Raw genomic sequence first — 18,203 nt, forward strand, 5'->3', positions numbered from 1 at the left:
CCTGGTATCAGTCGCGGGGTGGCAGAAAGCGTGCCGAATCCGCCGCAGAATAAAGCAACGTGGCGTCCTGAGGTTCGCCGATCCACACAGAGAGCGCGCTGAGATTATCCTTCTTCACGCTGCGGCTGACCGCTTTTTCCATCAGGGCCAGCCACTCTTCGCAGGCATTGACCATGCGCAATGCCTGCTCCATCTCCCTGGTCGTCAGGTTTAGCCAGAATCCGTCAGTGCAGACCAGAAAGGCGTCGCCATCCTCCAGCGCCAGCTCGGCGGAAAAGGTGACCGGACGCGCCGGATCCGCGCCGAGCGCATTATAGAGTAAATTACTGTTAATGCCGGTATTTTCATAGCCCGCATCCTTTAGCTGCTGCGCCAGACTGTGATCGCGCGTGACGTCGAACAGCGCGCCGTGCCGAAAGTGATAAACCCGGCTGTCCCCGGCGTGCGCCCACCAGGCGCGCCGCTGCGGGCGGTCAATAAACAGGGCGGCCAGCGTGGTGCTCATCCGCGAAAATCCGGGCTGTTGCTCCTGCGCCTGCCGCAGCGCCGCGCGGCAGTGTTCAATCGCCGCGTGGGTATTCTCCGGCGTCAGCCGGGGCTGGCTATGCAGCTCGGCCAGCAGGGTGTCGCGCACCAGCTGCGCGGCGCGATCGCCGCCGGACAGGCCCGCCACGCCGTCGCATACCACAAAGCAGGCTTTCTCTTCGGTAATTTCCGCGCCGGTGCGGTCCTGGTTCTCATCGCGCAGCCCCTGCTGGCAGCGACTGGCAAAAACAATCTTCATGCTTCATCCGTCCGGGTCTGCGAATCTTTGTACTGGTTGACTTCCACATCGTAGGCGTGCAGGAAGGCCTCGCCGAACAGGGTATGGAAGTCATCTTCGATCTCGCCGGCGGTGCGCTGATAATTGCGCGTAAAGTAGTCCCAGAGCGCGGCTTTTCGGGCGACAGAGAAGGGGAGTTTGGGCAGGACGCCCTCGCTGCGCGCCTGCTCTTCCAGACGCTGCGGGTTAAACGACTGCAGCATGGCGGCGATAATCGCGCGAATACCGGCAATCATGCCGAGCTGATGCGCCTGCAGATCCACCAGCGCGTCGCGCACCGCCTGCTCAGGCGGCATAAAGCCGGGCATCTGGCTCTGGTACATCTGCATCAGCACCGTTTTCCCGGAGGGCAGGATCTTAAAGGGGTTATTCGCTTCGTTCAGGATCATCGTCATATCCGCCTTCACGCCGCGCTTCAGAATCTGGCGCGACGACAGCAGCGCAACCGTGCCCTGCGAGAAGAGGCTTAGCATACGTCCCGTAACGCGCATCTGCTCTTCGTCGATAGGGGTGGCGTGACCGTTGCTCAGCCCCATGCCGTCGAGCAGCGCGGCGATCAGTTTTTCCTGATCCTGTAAGGCGGCGCCCGTCAAACGCGGCGACTCGCTCTTTTGCGGCTCGATCGCCAGCCGCGCGTCGCTGTGGCGCGACGGCGAAGGCGTCGCAGAGACAACGCTTTCCACCGGCTCTGCATCGAGGCCCAGCGGATCGTCCTCCAGCTGCATCTCACTGACAAACAGCGCCAGCGGGTCATCTTTCGCCGCGTCAGCGCGCGCCGGGTCCTGTACCGCAAGCTGGTATTCGCCAATTTGCAGCGCATCGCCATGCTGCAGCCGAACCTGCATGCCCCGATCCAGCGCGACGCCGTTGTGCACCACCGCGGTTACGCTGCCCTGACTGGTCAGGCGACATTCGCCGTCGGCGGAAAGGTGCACCAGCGCCTGCAAACGCGAAATGGCGCGCGATTCATCCGGCAATACCAGATCGTTATCCTGGCTACGGCCAATAGTGCCGCCGGGCGGCTGAAACGCCACGGTTTTTACCGGAACATCCGTATTGCACTGCACAATGGTAAATTGCATGAGTCATCCCGTGTCTGATGGGCAAACGCAAGGCCGTTATTCGAACATTGGCGGATAGAGGCCGTTACGTCCCGGCTGTGTACCTGCCGCCGGGTTAAAAAGTAGTGAAAAAAGTTGCGCCGTCAGGTTGCCGCTGTGCTTGTGGGTCGCATGGGCGAATCCGTCGCAGCGATTGGTCCACCAGTAGCTGATATGCTGCTGCGGATCGAACCGGTCCGCCGCCTCGCGCCAGCTCAGGGTGCAGGGCAGATCGCTGAAGCCGATCACATCCATAATGTCGGAGCGCTGCTTCTCCGGCACCAGCAGCGGCGGCAGCGCCTGAATCTGTTGCTCCAGCTGCGCGGCGGCGATCTGCACCTGCACGGCCTGGTAGAGCGTGGCGCCTAAATCCTGAAACCAGTCGCCGGAGATGGCGAGCTGTGCCGGATGCCACTGGCTGAGCGGAAAAGTGCGCAGCGCCAGCAGCGGCCAGGCGCGCCCCACGCGGTCGCACGAGGGCATCAGGCAGCCCATCTGCACCTGCTGCACGCCCGGCGTGACCGGCAGGACGAAGTTCCACACTGGCGCCTGCAGAAACCAGCTGGTTGCCGCCTGCTCCTGGCTGTGCCAGTGCATCAGCCCTTGCTGAAACCAGTGGGTCCAGGGCGCGATATGTTTCTCACTCAACCGGTGGCGCAGGAAATCGCCGGTTGAGGGGAGCTTCCCGTACCAGCCGGGGGCGACGATCGCAGCCATCTCTCACCTCATCATTACTCGCTATGCGCGGTCAATCGCTTCGCAGCCACCGCAGGGGTGACGGCCAGCGCACTGCCTTCCCGACCCGCATTTTTAAGATTTTCCGCAAGTTTGCGCATCATCAACGCATTGTCACGCGCATAGGGCGAAGACTGAATCTGCTGATCCAGCAGCTGGCTGAGGTGCCAGTCGAGCTGCTGCAGGTCACGCGCGCTGACGTTCTCAGGCAGCGAGTGCTGCAAATTCTGCATCAGCCAGGCGCGCAGAAATTCACCGTCATAGTTGCGCGGCTGGTAGAGCATCTGATAGGCACGCAGCGCGTTACGGCTGTATTCATTATCATCGCCCTTGTCGTTTCGCAGCAGGTTGGTGATCTGCTGCGCGACGCGCGGTAATAGCAAAGACTTTAGCGCATTTTGATAAAGCGCCCAGGCCGCGTCGCTGACCTGAGTGCCGCGATACAGCCCGGCGCGCATAGTAACAGGCGGATTATCCAGAGAAAAATGGTCGGAAAGCGGCAATTTCACCAGGTTGTTCAAAAAGGGAAGCAGATCAAAAATATTATCGGCTGGCTGATGGATCACCTGCTGGCTCTGCTTCACGATGGTCGGCACGCGATCCGCCACCTGACTGAGATAGCGCTGGTTCTGGAAAAAGCTAATCAGCCAGAGTCCCGAGGCGATAGTCAGCGCGCCCGCGAGCACGCCGTAGCCAATCCAGTGAAACAGCTGATTGCGGTGCTCCCAGTGACGGTTGCTGCCGGCGAGGCCGCTTTCGCGAAACACCAGATCGCTGAGGAGATCGCGAATAAAAAAGCTCTGTCCCTTATTGCCGGGAATCGGGCTGTTGCGGTTAACGCTGTCCCAGGCGGCGATGGTCTGACCGCTCGCCTGCGGCAGCTGCAGCTTGCGGCTCAGCTCGCCCATAATGCGGTCAAAGGGCAGGCCCTCCTGGGTACCGCTGGTAAAGAAGAGTCCGCGGGCGCTCCAGGCGATTGACTCCTGCTGACCGGAGAAGACCACGTCGAGATACTCGTTCAGCAGCGGACGCAGCGAAGCGAACTCCTGCGGAAAGAGGAAACAGTCGGCGCGCTGGCTGAGGTCGCGCTCCTGCGCCATTTTGTGGCTCAGCTGCTGCTGAAGCTGACGCTCCAGACGGCGGAATTGCTGATTAAAGCTGCGATGCCAGTCATCTTTATGCGGCTTGCCCGGCTCCCAGGGGAAGGTAAAGCCCCAGATGGCGTCGCGCTGGCGTTTCTCCAGCGCGCCGAAATAGCCCATAAACCCCTTCAGCAGATCGGTCTTGGTCACCATCACATAAACCGGAAAGTGGATGCCGGTCTGCTGGTGCAGCTCGCTCAGGCGGTTGCGCATGGCGCTCGCCTGGGCATAACGCGCCTCGGCGGATTCGCTCAGCAGATCGGCCACGCTGAGCGTCATGATCACGCCGTTGATCGGCTGGCGCGTGCGGTAGCGCTTCAGCAGATTAATAAAGCTGTGCCACTCACCGGCGTCGCGCGCGCGCTGGCTCTCCTGCAGGGTATAGCGCCCGGCGGTATCGATCAGCACCGCCTGGTCGGTAAACCACCAGTCGCAGTGACGGGTGCCGCCGACGCCGCGGATCGCGGTTTTGCCGACGCTGTCGGTCAGGGGAAAATCGAGCCCGGCATTCAGCAGCGCGGTGGTTTTGCCCGCACCAGGGGCGCCGATCACCAGATACCACGGCAGCTGATAGAGATAGCTGGAGTGCATGCGCGCCAGCCAGCGGCTGTTGCTCTTGCGGCTAAAGGGCATGCGTTTTAGCTGCGTTACCGCCTCGCTGAAGCGCTGGGTAAGCAGCTCTTCGGTCGCCTGCCGCTCAGAGAGATCTTCCGCGCTGGTCTGCTGCAGCGTAGTGAGCAGCTTGCTGTTAAACCAGGCGCGATAGAGCGAAGGGATAAACTGAAACAAAACCCAGATAAAAAAGAGTGCGCCTACCGTCAGCTGGCGCGGCAGCTCCGGCTCCAGCGGTCGGGTTTCTCCCCAGCTCCAGAGCGGGCCGAGGATCCAGACGAGGCAACTCAGCGCCGTAACGCCAATAAAGCTCCAGAGCAGACGATGAGTCAAAACAGGGCGTAAGGATGCGCGCATTACTGAGCTCCTTGATGATTACCGAGCGTTTCCGGCGCGGCAAACAGAGTGATCTCAACGCGACGATTGCGTGTCCGGTTTTCATTGCTGTCGTTGGGCAGCAGCGGATCGCTGTCGCCGCGTCCTTCAGAACGGATCGCGTGGCCGTCGGCGAGCTGCGTCTGCAACAGCTGCGTCACCGCGCGGGCGCGAGCGAAGGAGAATTCATAGCTGGAGGCAAAGCGGCTGTTGTCTACCGGGCGATTGTCGGTAAAGACCGACACCAGCACCGTGCCTTTGACGTTCTTCATCGCCGTGGCGACGCGGGCCAGCAGCGCGCGGCCCACCGGATTAATGGCGGTGCCCTGTTCGGCGAACAGCTTGTCGGCGGGGATAATTACTTTACTGCCGAAGGCGCCGTCGCTGACTTCAAGCTGACCGGCGGCAATCACGTCGTTGAGGCGCTGACGCAGATCGAGCAGCGCCTGGGGCGAAGAGGGACGACGCCCGACGGTGATCTGCGGCAGCGGCGTCTGATAAATGGCGCGCAGCAGCGGTTCGGCGTCATTGCCCAGCCGCCAGTTAAGAGCGCTGTAGAGCAGGCAGGCGATCAGCGCGGCGACGGTAGCGCAAGCCCAGAGCGGAATCATCGGGCGGGAGATGCTGCTGACCAGCGGATGCACCTCGACCAGTGGCCTGGCGTTCTCGCTTTGCGGCTGCCGCGTTTCCTCAATCAGCTTCGCGAGGCGCTTGCGGATGGCGTCGCACTGTACCCGTCCGCTGTCGCTGCCGCGATAGCGGCCTTCGTAGCCGAGCAGCAGACAGTAGTGCACCATCTCCAGCAGCCAGAGATGCTGCGCCGGACTCTGCGATATGCGCGACAGCAGCTGGAAGAATTTTTCGCCGCCCCAGCTTTCGTTATGGAAGGTGACCAGCATGCCGTTGCCTGACCAGACGCCGCGCGTGCCCCATGGGGTTTGAGCGGCGGCCTCATCCAGCGCGCTGCACAGGCAGTAGCGCGCGCCGATAATCATCTCGAACGGCAGCCCGGCCTGTTTGCAGCGCTGCTCGAACTGACGGATTTCATCAATCAGCGACTGACGCAGGCCTGCGGGATCGTCGTGCGTGACCGCCTGGCGAAGCTGCACCACGGCATTCAGCAGCGGCGCCGCAGCCTGTAATAAAAGATTATCGTTGCCCGAGGCGTTCACCTCTGCGGCCTGCGATTCTTGTGTCATTAACGGGGATTCTTCCAGACAAGAACAAATCCCTGAGTGGCTAGCTCAGGGATTACGTACTGGCAATATGCGCCGGATTTCATTATCAGTCTAAGATCCAGGTCGCGGTATCGTTGGTGCGGCACGCTTTACTGGCGCCGCCGACATCGACACAGACCTGCTTATTCTTACCGCGCGGGCGAGGGCGATCGCTGCGCAGGGTCGCTTCGTAGCGGCTGCTTTCCACGCCCGCTTTCAGCGGAACATAGCCAATCAGCGGGCCGTCCGCCTGGTCAGCGATCGCCAGCCAGTGGTTTTCGACGCTGCCCAGTACTTCGAACGGCTTACCGTTTTCAAGATAACGCACCACTTTGCCGCCATAATCGGGCGTGGTCATCACCGAAGCTGCGTAGAGCGCGCGCCAGGTCTCATTAACCGGGGTAAATTCGGCAGGCGCGGCGACCGCATGACGATGAACTAACTTAACGCCATTGACTTCGCTGGTGACCAGCGTGTCATCGGTGACAGACGGCGGCGGTGCTTTACAGCCCGCCAGGGTCAATGTCGCCAGCAGCATTAACGCAAGACTCTTTTTCACCATGTTCCTCGATTTCATCAGAGTAACTGCATAATACGCCGCCATCGTCATCCCTGTGACGACCTGCGCGCTGCATCATGCCTTCACAGCATCAGCTAAAAAAACGGACAAATTACATCAGGATAGTACTGCATCCAGTCTACCTAAGACTTTTGAGATTTCAAACCATTGCGCTCACGCTAAAGCCATGCTAGCAAGCCTGGCGCACGGCGCGCAAAAATGCCAAAAAACGTCGCTGAGTAGTTCAGTTAAACGAAATTTACTAATGAATAACGTAACGCGATGAATTATGAAGCAGCCTATTTTGTCATGCGCCTCAGGGAATAGGAAATTATTAAATTTTTTTAATTGCTTCTGGGACCTGGGGGACGTCCGGCGCTTTTTGAACGCATAACATTTTCAGAAAATCCGGGTGAGGGCGATCGCATTCTTTCCTTAAAGCGGCACGGCTTTTGCTTCATTTTGCCCTGAAAATGTGACTCAAAACACAAGGTGATCCCTATGACCGACGCGCTGGCATACCTCCAGGCATCGCGCGACAGCGATATCGCCAGCCTGCAACGGCTGCTGCATACCGGCCAGCTGATTGCGGCGCTGAGCGAACTGATCCACCAGCTTCAACGCGAGCGCGGCGCCAGCAATATCTGGATCTGCTCACAGGGCCGGCTGTTTAGCCAGGAGCGCCTGGCGCGCGAGCAGGAGGTGAGCGCCGCAATCCGGGACTTTACACAGGCGTTGCCGCCCGCCGCCGCCCATCCCGGCGACAGCCGCTTCTGCAATCTGATCGCCGCCGCGTTGCAGACGCTGGCGGCGCTGCCTGCGCTGCGCGCGCAGATGTTGTCGGGCAACCGCGATCAGGCGCAGGCGATGCAGGCGTTCAACCAGGTCATCCGTACCTTGCTGAACCTGGTGTTCGAGGCGGCCGATACCGCCAGCCATCCCGATATCTCCCGCGCGCTGATTGCGCTGTTCAGTTTTATGCAGGGTAAGGAGCTGACGGGGCAGGAGCGCGCGACCGGCTCGGCAGGTTTCGCCGCCGGCTGCTTCAGCGAGGCGCAGCGTCAGCGTATGGTGGCGCTTATTGCCGCGCAGGAGCAGAGCTTCGCCACCTTCAGCCAGTTTGCCGACGCCGACGCGCTGGCCCGCTGGCGTCCGCTCGCCGCCGCCAGCCGGGAAATCGAGCGGCTACGGCGCATCGCCTGCACGCTCGGCCAGGCAGAGGAGTCGGGCACGCTGCGCTGGTTCTCACTGCTCAGCGCCCGCATCGACCAGATGAAAACCCTTGAAGACCACCTTACCGCCACGCTGATGGCCCGCTGCCGTCAGGCTATCCATGCCGCGCAAAGCGAGGCCGCACAGCCGATTCAGGCGGCGGATCAGAGCTTCAGCCTCTATATCGCCGGTGCCGACTGGCTGCCGGAAGAGCAGACCCGGCTGCACAGCGACGGGCTGGCGCATCAGCTTGGCCGCTCGGTTCTGTCGCTGGTGCGCGAGCAGGCGCAGCGTCTGCAGCGTCAGGCGGACGAGCTGGCGACAATGCGCGCCACCCTGGAGGAGCGGCGGGTGATCGATCAGGCGAAAGCCTGGCTGATGCAGCAGCATGACTACAGCGAACAGGCCGCGTGGCAGGCGCTGCGCAAAAGCGCCATGAACCAGAATAAGCGCATTATTGACATCGCCCAGGCGGTGCTGGCGGTCGCCGCGATGGCGCAGCCGCCCGCAGGGCAATGAGATAAGCGCGAGCCAGAGAACAGCGCGCACAACGGCTACCTCGTGAGAGGTAGATGCACAACGGCTGTGCGCACGCTGCGTTAGCGAAGTGCATCCGTCTGGCTTAGCCGCGCCAGAAGCCGCGTCGCCGCGGTCTGTGCAAGCTGGCACGCTCTTTGCTGCTGTTCAGATGAAGTTGTTTAAATAAATTCGCACGTGTTTCGCCAACGGCGGCGGAACACATGCTCTGGATAAAGGCGTCCATCCGCATGCGCAGGCATGTGGGTTGGACGCCTTTTTTATTCTCTTTTTTCAGGAAGCGAGCGATGAGCCACTCCTCTTTTTCCGCCTCACGGCGCAAGTTATTACTCGCCAGCGCCGCCGCTGGCGGCGCATATCTGCTGCCGGGTCTGCGCAACGCCGTCTGGGCCGCCGGGTCAGACGCGCCGGAAAAGGCCAGCCTGCGCGTCGGCTTTATCCCGCTCACCGACTGCGCGCCGGTGGTGATGGCGGCGGTGAAGGGCTTCGATAAAAAATATGGTCTGACGCTGCAGCCGAGCAAAGAGGCGAGCTGGGCGGCGGTGCGCGACAAGCTCACCTCCGGCGAGCTGGACGCCGCCCACGCGCTTTACGGCATGATCTACGGCCTGCAGCTGGGCGTGGCGGGGCCGCAGCATGATATGGCCAGCCTGATGACGCTCAACAACAACGGCCAGGCGATTACGCTCTCCAGCCAGCTAAAGGCCCAGGGCGTCACCGACGCCGCCAGCCTGACGCGGGCGGTAGCGGCCCAGCCCAAAGGCGCTTTTACCTTCGCACATACCTTTCCCACCAGCACCCATGCCATGTGGCTCTACTACTGGCTCGCCAGCGCGGGCATTCATCCCTTTGACGACGTGCGCACCCTGGTCGTGCCGCCGCCGCAGATGGTGATGAATATGAAGATCGGCAATATGAGCGGCTTCTGTGTCGGCGAGCCGTGGAACCAGCGCGCCATCAGCGACAACATCGGTTTCACCGTCGCGACTTCACAGCAGATCTGGCCGGATCACCCGGAGAAGATCCTCGCCACCCGCGCCGAGTGGGTCAACAGCTTTCCTAACAGCGCCCGCGCGCTGACTGCCGCGGTGCTGGAGGCGGCGCGCTGGATAGACGCCTCCGACGATAACCGCCGCGAAACCGCCGCGGTGCTGGCGCAGCGCGCCTGGATCAATACCCGGGTTGAAACCCTTGAGGGACGCATGCTCGGGCAGTATCAGGACGGTCTCGGCAAAAGCTGGCAGGAGACCCATCCGATGCGCTTCTTCCACGACGGCGCGGTGAGCTTTCCCTGGCTCTCCGACGGCATGTGGTTCCTGACCCAGATGAAGCGCTGGGGCATGCTCAGCGCCGAGCCGGACTACCTTGCGGTGGCGCGCCAGATCAACCGTATCGACATCTACAAACAGGCGGCGTCCGCCGTCGGCAACGTCGCGCTGCCGCAAAGCGAACTGCGCAGCAGCACCCTGATAGACGGCAAGGTATGGGACGGCAGCGATCCTGCCGCTTACGCCGCCGGTTTCGCCCTGAACCGCCAGGAGAAGCAGAAATGAAAAAAACCGCTCAGATAAGCGCGCCGACGGCCGTTGAGTCCGGCACCGTCGTCACCCTCAACCTGACACCGAAACGCGCGGTCCGTCCGCCCCGTCTGCGTCCGCTGATGCAGCGCCTGATCCCGGCGCTGTGTGGTCTGCTGTTGATGCTGCTGGTGTGGCAGATCGCCGCGCTGTGGAGCAGTGGCTTTCCGACGCCTTACGCCACCTGGCAGGCAGCGCTGACGCTGTTCGCCGATCCCTTTTATAACGCCGGGCCGAACGATCAGGACATCGGCTGGAACGTGCTCGCCTCGCTGCAGCGCGTCGCCGTCGGGTTTGGGCTGGCGGCGCTGGTGGGGATCCCCGCGGGCTTTCTGCTGGGCCGCTTCACCTTTGTATCGCGCATGTTCAGCCCCATCGTCGCGCTGCTGCGTCCGGTCAGCCCGCTGGCCTGGCTGCCCATCGGCCTGCTGCTGTTTCAGCGCGCTGAGCCCGCCTCCAGCTGGACCATTTTTATCTGCTCCATCTGGCCGATGGTGATCAACACCGCCGAAGGGGTGCAGCGTATTCCGCAGGACTACCTCAACGTGGCGCGCGTGCTGCAGCTTTCAGAGTGGACGGTGATGCGCCGCATCCTCTTTCCCGCAGTGTTGCCTGCGGTGCTGACCGGTGTGCGTTTGTCGATCGGCATCGCCTGGCTGGTCATCGTCGCCGCCGAAATGCTCACTGGCGGCCTCGGCATCGGCTTCTGGATCTGGAACGAGTGGAACAACCTCAACGTGGAGAACATCCTCATCGCCATTCTGATTATCGGCGTGGTGGGGCTGTTGCTGGAGCAGGGCCTGATGCTGCTGGCCCGTCGTTTTACCTGGGACAAATAAGGAGCCGCTATGTCACCGATTATTCGCGTTCAGCAGGTCAGTCAGCGTTTCACGACGGCGGGCGGCGACTTCCTCGCCCTGGATAACGTTTCGTTCGACATTCACGAAGGAGAGACCCTCAGCCTGATTGGGCACTCGGGCTGCGGCAAATCGACGCTGCTCAACCTGATCGCCGGGCTGACCGCGCCGAGCAGCGGCGTGCTGCTGTGCGACAACCGCGAAATCGCCGGGCCGGGGCCGGAGCGCGCGGTGGTGTTTCAGAACCATTCGCTGCTGCCCTGGCTGACCGCCTGGCAGAACGTGGAGCTGGCGGTGCGGCAGGTGTTCAACGGCCGCATGGATAAAGCGGAAATGGCGGAGTGGATTGAGCACAACCTGAACCGCGTGCAGATGAGCCATGCGATGCACAAGCGTCCCGGCGAGATCTCCGGCGGCATGAAGCAGCGCGTCGGCATTGCGCGCGCGCTGGCGATGAAGCCGCGCGTCCTGCTGCTCGACGAGCCGTTCGGCGCGCTTGACGCCCTGACGCGTGCGCATTTGCAGGAGAGCGTGATGCGCATTCAGCAGGAGCTGAACACCACGATCGTGCTGATCACCCACGACGTCGACGAGGCGGTGCTGCTCTCTGACCGGGTGCTGATGATGACCAACGGCCCGGCGGCGAAGGTGGGCGAGATACTGAATATCGAGCTCCCCAGGCCGCGTTCGCGGGTCGCGCTGGCGGATGACGCGCGCTACCACCAGCTACGCCAGCAGATCCTGCATTTCCTTTATGAAAAACAGACCTCGGCAGCCTGAGGAGCCGCATATGAAGCAACGGCTGCTGGTGGTGGGTAACGGCATGGCGGGAATGCGCATGGTGGAAAGCCTGCTGCGCCTCGCGCCGGATCGTTACGCCATCACGGTGATCGGACGCGAGCCGCACGGCAACTATAACCGCGTGCTGCTCTCGCCGGTGCTGGCGGGTGAGAAAAGCTTCGAGGAGACGCTGATTCACACGCGCGACTGGTACCGGCGACAGGGCGTCACGCTGCTGGCGGGCGAAACGGTGCAGGCGGTCGATCTCGCTGCGCGTCGGCTCCGCACCGATCGGCGCGCGCTGGCGTGGGATCGGCTGGTGTTTGCCACCGGATCGCGCCCGCGGCTGCCCGCCATACCCGGCATTGCGCAGCCGCAGGTCTACGGCTTTCGCACAAAAGAGGATGTCGATGCGCTGCTGGCCGGCGCGGGGCCGGTGGTGGTGCTGGGCGGCGGCTTTCTCGGTATTGAGGCCGCTGCCGCGCTGTGCGCGCAGGGGCGCGAGGTGACGCTGCTGCACCATAAAGCCTGGCTGCTGGATCGCCAGCTGGATGCCCAGGCGGGGGCGCTGCTGTGCAGGCAGCTGGAATCGCGCGGCCTGCGCGTGGAGCTTAACAGCGGACTGGCTGAGGTGACCGCAGCGGGTGTCGTGCTGGCAGACGGCCGCACGCTGCCCGCCGCGCAGGTGGTGATCGCCATCGGCGTTGAACCAGAGATCGCCGTCGCGGCGGCGGCGGGCGTGCCCTGTCGACGCGGCATCGTAGTGAATCGCCAGCTGCGCAGCGCGCGACCCGACGTCTACGCGCTCGGCGAATGCTGCGAAATCAGCGGCGAAACCTTTGGCCTGGTGGCGCCCTGTCTGGCGCAGGCAGACGTGCTGGCGGCGCAGCTGGCCGATCGGCCGATCGCTGATTTTCGTTACCAGGAAAGCGGCACCCGCCTCAAGGTGAGCGGCATCTCGCTGTTCAGCGCGGGCGATATTCGCGAGGCGGAGAGCTGCACCAGCTTCGATCCTCTCTCCGGCGACTATCGCCGTCTGTTTCTGCGCGACGGTCGCCTGTGCGGCGTGCTGCTTTACGGCGACTGCCAGCAGGCCGCGCCGCTGCTGGCAAAACTTCAGGCGGGCGAAAACGCCGCTCTTCATACCCTTTTTGATAATCAACCCGAAGCGCAGCCGCAGGCTGCAGGAAGCCCGATGATGAGTAAACCGGTATTAGCCGTGGTCGGTCACGGCATGGTCAGTCACCATTTCCTTGAGCAGCTGGTGGCGCGCGCGCTGCATCAGCGCTATCACATCGTGGTCTACGGCGAAGAGCGGCAGCCCGCCTATGACCGCGTGCATCTCTCCTCCTTTTTCGACGGCAAAAGCGCGGCGGATTTATCGCTGGTCGATGAGAACTTTTTTGCCGCGCACGGCATAGAACTGCGCAGCGGCTGTCAGGTCGTCGCTATCGATCGTCAGCAGCGCAGCCTGCGCGACAGCCGCGGCGACGAGCTGGCATGGGACAAGCTGGTGCTCGCCACCGGCTCACGCGCCTTTGTGCCGCCGATCCCCGGCCACGACGACGCGCGCTGCTTCGTCTACCGCACGCTGGACGATCTCGACGCCATCTCCGCGTGCGCGCGCGGCAGCCGTCGCGGCGTGGTGATCGGCGGCGGCCTGCTGGGGCTGGAGGCGGCCAACGCGCTGCGTCAGCTCGGGCTGGAGACGCATGTGGTCGAGTTCGCGCCGCGCCTGATGGCGGTGCAGCTGGATGAGGGCGGTGCGCAGATGCTGCGGCGGAAAATCGACGCGCTCGGCGTGCAGGTGCATACCGCTAAGCAGACGCAGCGCATCGACCGCCAGGCAGACGGCAGCCTGACGCTGCACTTCGCCGACGGCGAAACCCTGTCCACCGATCTGCTGCTCTTCTCGGCGGGCATCCGTCCGCGCGACGAGCTGGCGCGCGAGGCGGGATTAACCCTCGGCCCGCGCGGCGGCATTGAGATCAATGACCTCTGCCAGACCAGCGACGACGCGGTGTTCGCCATCGGCGAGTGCGCGCTCTGGAACGGGCAGGTCTTCGGCCTGGTGGCACCCGGCTACCAGATGGCGCGGGTGCTGGCCGGGCACCTCGCCGACGAGGCGAGCGCCTTTAGCGGCGCGGATATGAGCACCCGTCTCAAGCTGCTTGGCGTGGAAGTCGCCTCGTTCGGCGATGCGCATGGCCGCACTCCAGGCAGTCAGAGCTACTACTGGACTGACGAACCCAAAGGCGTCTACAAGAAAATTGTGGTGTGCGGCGACGGTAAGAGCCTGCTTGGTGGCGTCCTGGTGGGCGACAGCGGCGACTACAGCACGCTGCTGCAGCTAATGCTGAATCAGATGGCGCTGCCCGATGCGCCGGAGAGCCTGATCCTGCCCGCGCTGGCGGGCGCGCCGGCCCGCACATCGGGCGTGGCGGCGCTGCCTGAGAGCGCCCAGGTCTGCTCCTGCCATAACGTCAGCAAGGGCGACATCTGCGCCGCCGTGCAGAGTGGCTGCGGCGATCTGGCGGCGGTGAAGCAGTGCACCCGTGCGGCCACCGGCTGCGGCGGCTGCTCAGCGCTGGTCAAACAGGTTATGGAGAGCGAGCTGGCGAACCTCGGCGTCGAGGTGAAAAAGGATATTTGCGAGCATTTCGCCTGTTCGCGTCAGGAGCTTTATCATCTGATCCGCGTCGGCGAGCTCAAAAGCTGGGACGCCCTGCTGGCGGCGCACGGGCGCGGCCACGGCTGCGAGGTCTGCAAGCCGCTGGCGGCGTCGCTGCTTGCCTCCTGCTGGAACGACTACCTGCTCAAACCGGCGCACCTGCCGCTGCAGGACACCAACGATCGCTATTTCGCCAATATCCAGAAAGATGGCACCTATTCCGTGGTGCCGCGCGTACCGGGCGGCGAGATCACGCCGCAGGGGCTGATCGCTATCGGCGAAGTGGCGGCGCGCTACGATCTCTACACCAAAATTACCGGCGGCCAGCGTATCGATCTTTTTGGCGCGCGGCTGGACCAGCTGCCCGCCATCTGGGAAGCGCTGCTGGCGGCGGGCTTTGAAACCGGTCACGCCTACGGCAAATCGCTGCGCACGGTAAAATCCTGCGTCGGCTCCAGCTGGTGCCGCTACGGCGTGCAGGACTCTACCGCCTTCGCCATTGCGCTGGAGCACCGCTACAAAGGGCTGCGTGCGCCGCACAAGATCAAGATGGCGGTGTCGGGCTGCACCCGCGAGTGTGCCGAAGCGCAGAGCAAAGATATTGGCGTGATCGCCACCGAGAAGGGCTGGAATCTCTACGTCTGCGGCAACGGCGGCATGAAGCCGCGCCATGCCGATCTCTTCGCCAGCGATCTCGACGACGAGACGCTGATCCGCTACGTCGACCGTATCCTGATGTTCTATGTGCGCACTGCCGACCGGCTGCAGCGCACCAGCGTCTGGATGGATAACCTCGAAGGCGGCCTCGACTATCTGCGTCAGGTGGTCATTGAAGATAGCCTGGGCATCGCGGCGACGCTGGAGACGGAGATGCAGCGCGTGGTCGCAAGCTACCAGTGCGAATGGCAAACCACGCTGGCGGATCCGTCGCGGCGCGCGCTCTTCACCGCCGCAGTCAACAGCGATCGGCCGGACGAGACGCTGCACTACGACCGGGTGCGCGAGCAGCGCCAGCCGGCGGCGCAGACGTCTGTCCCGCTACTGCAGCTGCCCGCCGAACCCTGGAGCGCGCTGTGCGATTTTACGGCGGTGCCGCCGCAGGCGGGCATTGGCGCGCGGCTCGGCAGCGAGCGCATCGCGCTGTTCCGCTTCGGCGACGCGCTTTACGCGCTGGAGGATCGCGAGCCGGGCAGCGACGTCAGCGTGCTGTCGCGCGGCATTCTTGGCGATGTGGCGGGTGAGCCGGTGGTGATCTCGCCGCTCTATAAACAGCGCGTGCGGCTGCGCGACGGACAGAGCCTCGACAACCCGCAGCACCAGCTGCGCTGCTGGCCGGTGAAGCTGGAAGCGGGGCGCATCTGGGTGGCGAACCGGCCGCTGAAGCTGATGGCGGAGGCCTCATGAATACCACCTGTCCCTACTGCGGCGTTGGCTGCGGCGTCAGCGTACGCGCCGACGGCACGGTCACGGGCGACGCCAGCCATCCGGCTAACCTCGGGCGACTGTGCGTCAAGGGCGCGGCGCTGGGCGAAACCCTGCACGCCAGCGGACGGCTGCTGTGGGCGCAGGTGGATGGCGAACGCGTGTCGCTCGATGCGGCGCTGGAGAGCGCCGCTGTACGCCTGCGCGCCATTATCGATCGGCACGGCCCGGAAGCGGTGGCGATCTACGCCTCCGGGCAGCTGCTCACCGAGGATTACTACGTCGCCAACAAGCTGATGAAGGGCTATCTCGGCGCGGCCAATATCGACACCAACTCCCGTCTCTGTATGGCCTCGGCGGTGGTGGGCTATAAGCGCGCCTTCGGCGCGGATGCGGTGCCCTGCTGCTATGAAGATTTCGCCGAGGCGGATCTGGTAGTGCTGGCAGGCTCTAACGCCGCCTGGACGCATCCGGTGGCGTATCAGCGGCTGGTACAGGCGAAGCAGCAGCGCCCGGCGATGCGCGTGGTGGTTATCGATCCGCGCCGCACCGCAAGCGTCGATCTGGCGGATCTGCACCTGCCGCTGCGGCCGGGCAGCGACGGCGCGCTGTTCAGCGGCCTGCTTAACTGGCTGGCGCAGCATGACGCCATCGACAGCGAGATGCTGCCGCACCTGAACGGCGTCGCGGAGACGCTGGAGGCTGCGCGGCCCTGGACGCTGGCGCGCGCGGCGGATGCCTGCGCGCTGGATCGCGACCAGCTCGCCCAGTTCTATCAGCTGTTTACCGGCAGCGATCGCGTGCTGACGCTCTGGTGCATGGGCATCAATCAGTCAGCGAGCGGCAGCGACCACAACAACGCTATCCTTAACGCCCATCTGCTGAGCGGCAAGCTGGGCCGCGCGGGCTGCGGGCCATTCTCGCTGACCGGTCAGCCTAATGCCATGGGCGGACGCGAGGTGGGTGGACTGGCGAATCAGCTGGCGGCGCATATGGGTTTCAGCGACGCGGAGTGTGACCGGCTGCAGCGCTTCTGGGGCAGCCCGACGGTGGCGCGTCGGCCTGGCCTGACCGCCGTCGCGCTGTTTGAGGCGGTGGCGCGCGGCGAGGTGAAGGCGGTGTGGATCCTGGGCACCAATCCGGCGGTGTCGATGCCTGAAGGCAACCGGGTAGCGCAGGCGCTTGCCGCCTGTCCGCTGGTGATCGTCTCCGACGTGATGGCGCATACCGACACCACGGCCTTTGCCGATATTCTGTTGCCCGCCCTCGGCTGGGGCGAGAAAAACGGCACTGTCACTAACTCCGAACGGCGCATCTCGCGCCAGCGCGCATTTGCCCCGCCGCCCGGCGAGGCGAAGCCGGACTGGTGGCTGCTGGCGCAGGTGGCGCAGCGGCTCGGCTTCGGCGACGCCTTTGGCTGGCAGCATCCGGCGGAAATCTTTCGCGAACATGCCGCGCTTTCCGGCTTTGAAAACCAGGGGCAGCGCGCCTTTGACATCAGCGGGCTGGCGCAGCTCAGCAACGAGGCGTGGGATCGGCTGAAACCGGTGCAGTGGCCGGTTAACGCGCGCTTCCCGCAGGGCTGCGCCCGGCTGTTCGGCGATCGCCGCTTTTTCCATGCCGACGGCAAAGCGCGGCTGCTGCCCTGCGCCGCGCCGCTGGATGATCCGACCAGCGAGGCGTATCCGCTGCTGATGAACAGCGGGCGCATTCGCGATCAGTGGCACACCATGACGCGCACCGGCAACGTGCCGCGTCTGATGCAGCATATCGACGAGCCTTTTATCGCGCTGCATCCCGCGACGGCGCGGAGCCGGGGCCTTGTCAGCGGCGAGCTGGCGCGGGTGCAGTCGACGCATGGCTGGATGATCGGGCGGGTGCGTTTCGACAGCGGTATGCGGCTTAACGAGCTGTTTGCGCCGATGCACTGGAACCGCCAGTTTGCGCTGCAGAGCAACGTCGATGCGCTGGTGACGGCGCGCTGCTGTCCTGCGTCGGGCCAGCCGGCGCTGAAGCAGACGGCGGTGCGTATCCAGCCGCTGCGTACCGGCTGGCAGGGCTGGCTGTGGCAGCGCGAAGTTGCTGCGCCGTCCGGGCTGCGCTACTGGGCGCGCGCGCCACAATCGGGCGCGCAGCGGCTGACGCTGGCGGGCGATGGCAACGCGAGCGACTGGGCGCAGGCGCAGCTGGCAACCCAGGGTATGCAACTCCAGCTGGCGCAGGGCGCGGCGGGAGAGTATCGGCTGCTGGCATGGCGCGCGGGCGAACTGCAGCTGGCGTTCTACGCCGCGCCGCGCCTGCCGCTGCTCGACCATGAACTTATCGCCGCCGCCTTTCGCGCACCGCCCGCCGACGCCGCCGGGCGTTTTGCGCTGCTGGCGGGCCGGGCGGCGCAGGGCAACAGCGCGGGGCGCATCATCTGCAGCTGCTTCGGCGTCGGCGAAACGGCGATCAGGCAGGCTGTGGCGCAGGGTTGTGACTCGCCTGCGGCGCTGGGCGTCGCGCTGAAGTGCGGCACCAACTGCGGCTCCTGCCTGCCTGAACTGAAACTGCTGTTATCCACGCCGGCGACGGCGTAACGGAG

Annotated in this window: 12 protein-coding genes; 6 read left to right on the forward strand and 6 right to left on the reverse strand. The window is 64.0% G+C overall.

Going from position 1 to position 18,203, the window contains the following annotated elements:
* Positions 1-7: 7 nt before the first annotated feature.
* The 6 genes from D7S44_RS04115 to D7S44_RS04140 all read right to left on the reverse strand — a co-directional run bounded on the left by D7S44_RS04115 (position 8) and on the right by D7S44_RS04140 (position 6,566).
* The gene (locus tag D7S44_RS04115; protein WP_120452291.1) at positions 8-784 is read right to left on the reverse strand and encodes a PP2C family protein-serine/threonine phosphatase; all 777 of its coding nucleotides are present in this window, start codon (positions 782-784) and stop codon (positions 8-10) included.
* Positions 781-1,905 (reverse strand): type VI secretion system-associated FHA domain protein TagH, encoded by a 1,125-nt coding sequence (gene tagH, locus D7S44_RS04120; RefSeq protein ID WP_120452293.1) that lies wholly within the window; start codon positions 1,903-1,905, stop codon positions 781-783. Before tagH ends, D7S44_RS04115 begins: the two co-directional genes overlap by 4 nt.
* 36 nt (positions 1,906-1,941) lie before the next feature.
* On the reverse strand, positions 1,942-2,640 hold the full coding sequence (gene tagF / locus D7S44_RS04125; RefSeq protein WP_120452295.1) for a type VI secretion system-associated protein TagF: 699 nt from the start codon (positions 2,638-2,640) through the stop codon (positions 1,942-1,944).
* A gap of 14 nt (positions 2,641-2,654) precedes the next feature.
* Positions 2,655-4,769 carry a type VI secretion system membrane subunit TssM gene (gene tssM, locus D7S44_RS04130; RefSeq protein ID WP_120452297.1) on the reverse strand — a complete coding sequence of 705 codons (2,115 nt, stop codon included), beginning with the start codon at positions 4,767-4,769 and terminating at the stop codon, positions 2,655-2,657.
* Positions 4,769-5,986 (reverse strand): type IVB secretion system protein IcmH/DotU, encoded by a 1,218-nt coding sequence (icmH, locus tag D7S44_RS04135; protein WP_120452299.1) that lies wholly within the window; start codon positions 5,984-5,986, stop codon positions 4,769-4,771. The genes tssM and icmH overlap by 1 nt, the downstream gene beginning before the upstream one ends.
* 85 nt (positions 5,987-6,071) lie before the next feature.
* Positions 6,072-6,566, reverse strand: a complete 495-nt coding sequence (locus tag D7S44_RS04140; protein ID WP_179256440.1) for an SH3 domain-containing protein — start codon at positions 6,564-6,566, stop codon at positions 6,072-6,074.
* A 498-nt stretch (positions 6,567-7,064) separates the two neighbouring features.
* Between D7S44_RS04140 and D7S44_RS04145 the strand changes: the two genes are divergently transcribed.
* The 6 genes from D7S44_RS04145 (at position 7,065) to D7S44_RS04170 (ending at position 18,198) form a co-directional block, all read left to right on the forward strand.
* Positions 7,065-8,294, forward strand: coding sequence for a nitrate regulatory protein (locus D7S44_RS04145; RefSeq protein WP_120452301.1), 1,230 nt, complete (start codon positions 7,065-7,067; stop codon positions 8,292-8,294).
* Between the two features lie 305 nt (positions 8,295-8,599).
* Positions 8,600-9,865 carry a CmpA/NrtA family ABC transporter substrate-binding protein gene (locus D7S44_RS04150; RefSeq protein ID WP_120452303.1) on the forward strand — a complete coding sequence of 422 codons (1,266 nt, stop codon included), beginning with the start codon at positions 8,600-8,602 and terminating at the stop codon, positions 9,863-9,865.
* Positions 9,862-10,728: a nitrate ABC transporter permease gene (ntrB, locus tag D7S44_RS04155; RefSeq protein ID WP_120452304.1), complete on the forward strand. Its 867-nt coding sequence runs from the start codon at positions 9,862-9,864 to the stop codon at positions 10,726-10,728. Before D7S44_RS04150 ends, ntrB begins: the two co-directional genes overlap by 4 nt.
* A 9-nt stretch (positions 10,729-10,737) precedes the next feature.
* On the forward strand, positions 10,738-11,526 hold the full coding sequence (locus D7S44_RS04160) for an ABC transporter ATP-binding protein (RefSeq protein ID WP_120452306.1): 789 nt from the start codon (positions 10,738-10,740) through the stop codon (positions 11,524-11,526).
* Between the two features lie 10 nt (positions 11,527-11,536).
* Positions 11,537-15,601 carry a nitrite reductase large subunit NirB gene (gene nirB, locus D7S44_RS04165; protein WP_120452308.1) on the forward strand — a complete coding sequence of 1,355 codons (4,065 nt, stop codon included), beginning with the start codon at positions 11,537-11,539 and terminating at the stop codon, positions 15,599-15,601.
* Positions 15,598-18,198 (forward strand): nitrate reductase, encoded by a 2,601-nt coding sequence (locus D7S44_RS04170; protein WP_120452310.1) that lies wholly within the window; start codon positions 15,598-15,600, stop codon positions 18,196-18,198. Before nirB ends, D7S44_RS04170 begins: the two co-directional genes overlap by 4 nt.
* Positions 18,199-18,203 lie beyond the last annotated feature (5 nt).

Origin of the sequence: Pantoea piersonii (assembly GCF_003612015.1) — a bacterium.
GTDB lineage: Bacteria > Pseudomonadota > Gammaproteobacteria > Enterobacterales > Enterobacteriaceae > Pantoea > Pantoea piersonii.

What these genes read in the sequence shown, in the direction of transcription:
- tagF (WP_120452295.1), bottom strand. Translation starts at nt 2,640, where the DNA reads ATGGCTGCGATCGTCGCCCCCGGCTGGTACGGGAAGCTCCCCTCAACC.
- icmH (WP_120452299.1), bottom strand. Translation starts at nt 5,986, where the DNA reads ATGACACAAGAATCGCAGGCCGCAGAGGTGAACGCCTCGGGCAACGAT.
- tssM (WP_120452297.1), bottom strand. Translation starts at nt 4,769, where the DNA reads ATGCGCGCATCCTTACGCCCTGTTTTGACTCATCGTCTGCTCTGGAGC.
- ntrB (WP_120452304.1), top strand. Translation starts at nt 9,862, where the DNA reads ATGAAAAAAACCGCTCAGATAAGCGCGCCGACGGCCGTTGAGTCCGGC.
- nirB (WP_120452308.1), top strand. Translation starts at nt 11,537, where the DNA reads ATGAAGCAACGGCTGCTGGTGGTGGGTAACGGCATGGCGGGAATGCGC.
- D7S44_RS04145 (WP_120452301.1), top strand. Translation starts at nt 7,065, where the DNA reads ATGACCGACGCGCTGGCATACCTCCAGGCATCGCGCGACAGCGATATC.
- D7S44_RS04115 (WP_120452291.1), bottom strand. Translation starts at nt 784, where the DNA reads ATGAAGATTGTTTTTGCCAGTCGCTGCCAGCAGGGGCTGCGCGATGAG.
- D7S44_RS04140 (WP_179256440.1), bottom strand. Translation starts at nt 6,566, where the DNA reads ATGGTGAAAAAGAGTCTTGCGTTAATGCTGCTGGCGACATTGACCCTG.
- D7S44_RS04150 (WP_120452303.1), top strand. Translation starts at nt 8,600, where the DNA reads ATGAGCCACTCCTCTTTTTCCGCCTCACGGCGCAAGTTATTACTCGCC.
- D7S44_RS04160 (WP_120452306.1), top strand. Translation starts at nt 10,738, where the DNA reads ATGTCACCGATTATTCGCGTTCAGCAGGTCAGTCAGCGTTTCACGACG.
- D7S44_RS04170 (WP_120452310.1), top strand. Translation starts at nt 15,598, where the DNA reads ATGAATACCACCTGTCCCTACTGCGGCGTTGGCTGCGGCGTCAGCGTA.
- tagH (WP_120452293.1), bottom strand. Translation starts at nt 1,905, where the DNA reads ATGCAATTTACCATTGTGCAGTGCAATACGGATGTTCCGGTAAAAACC.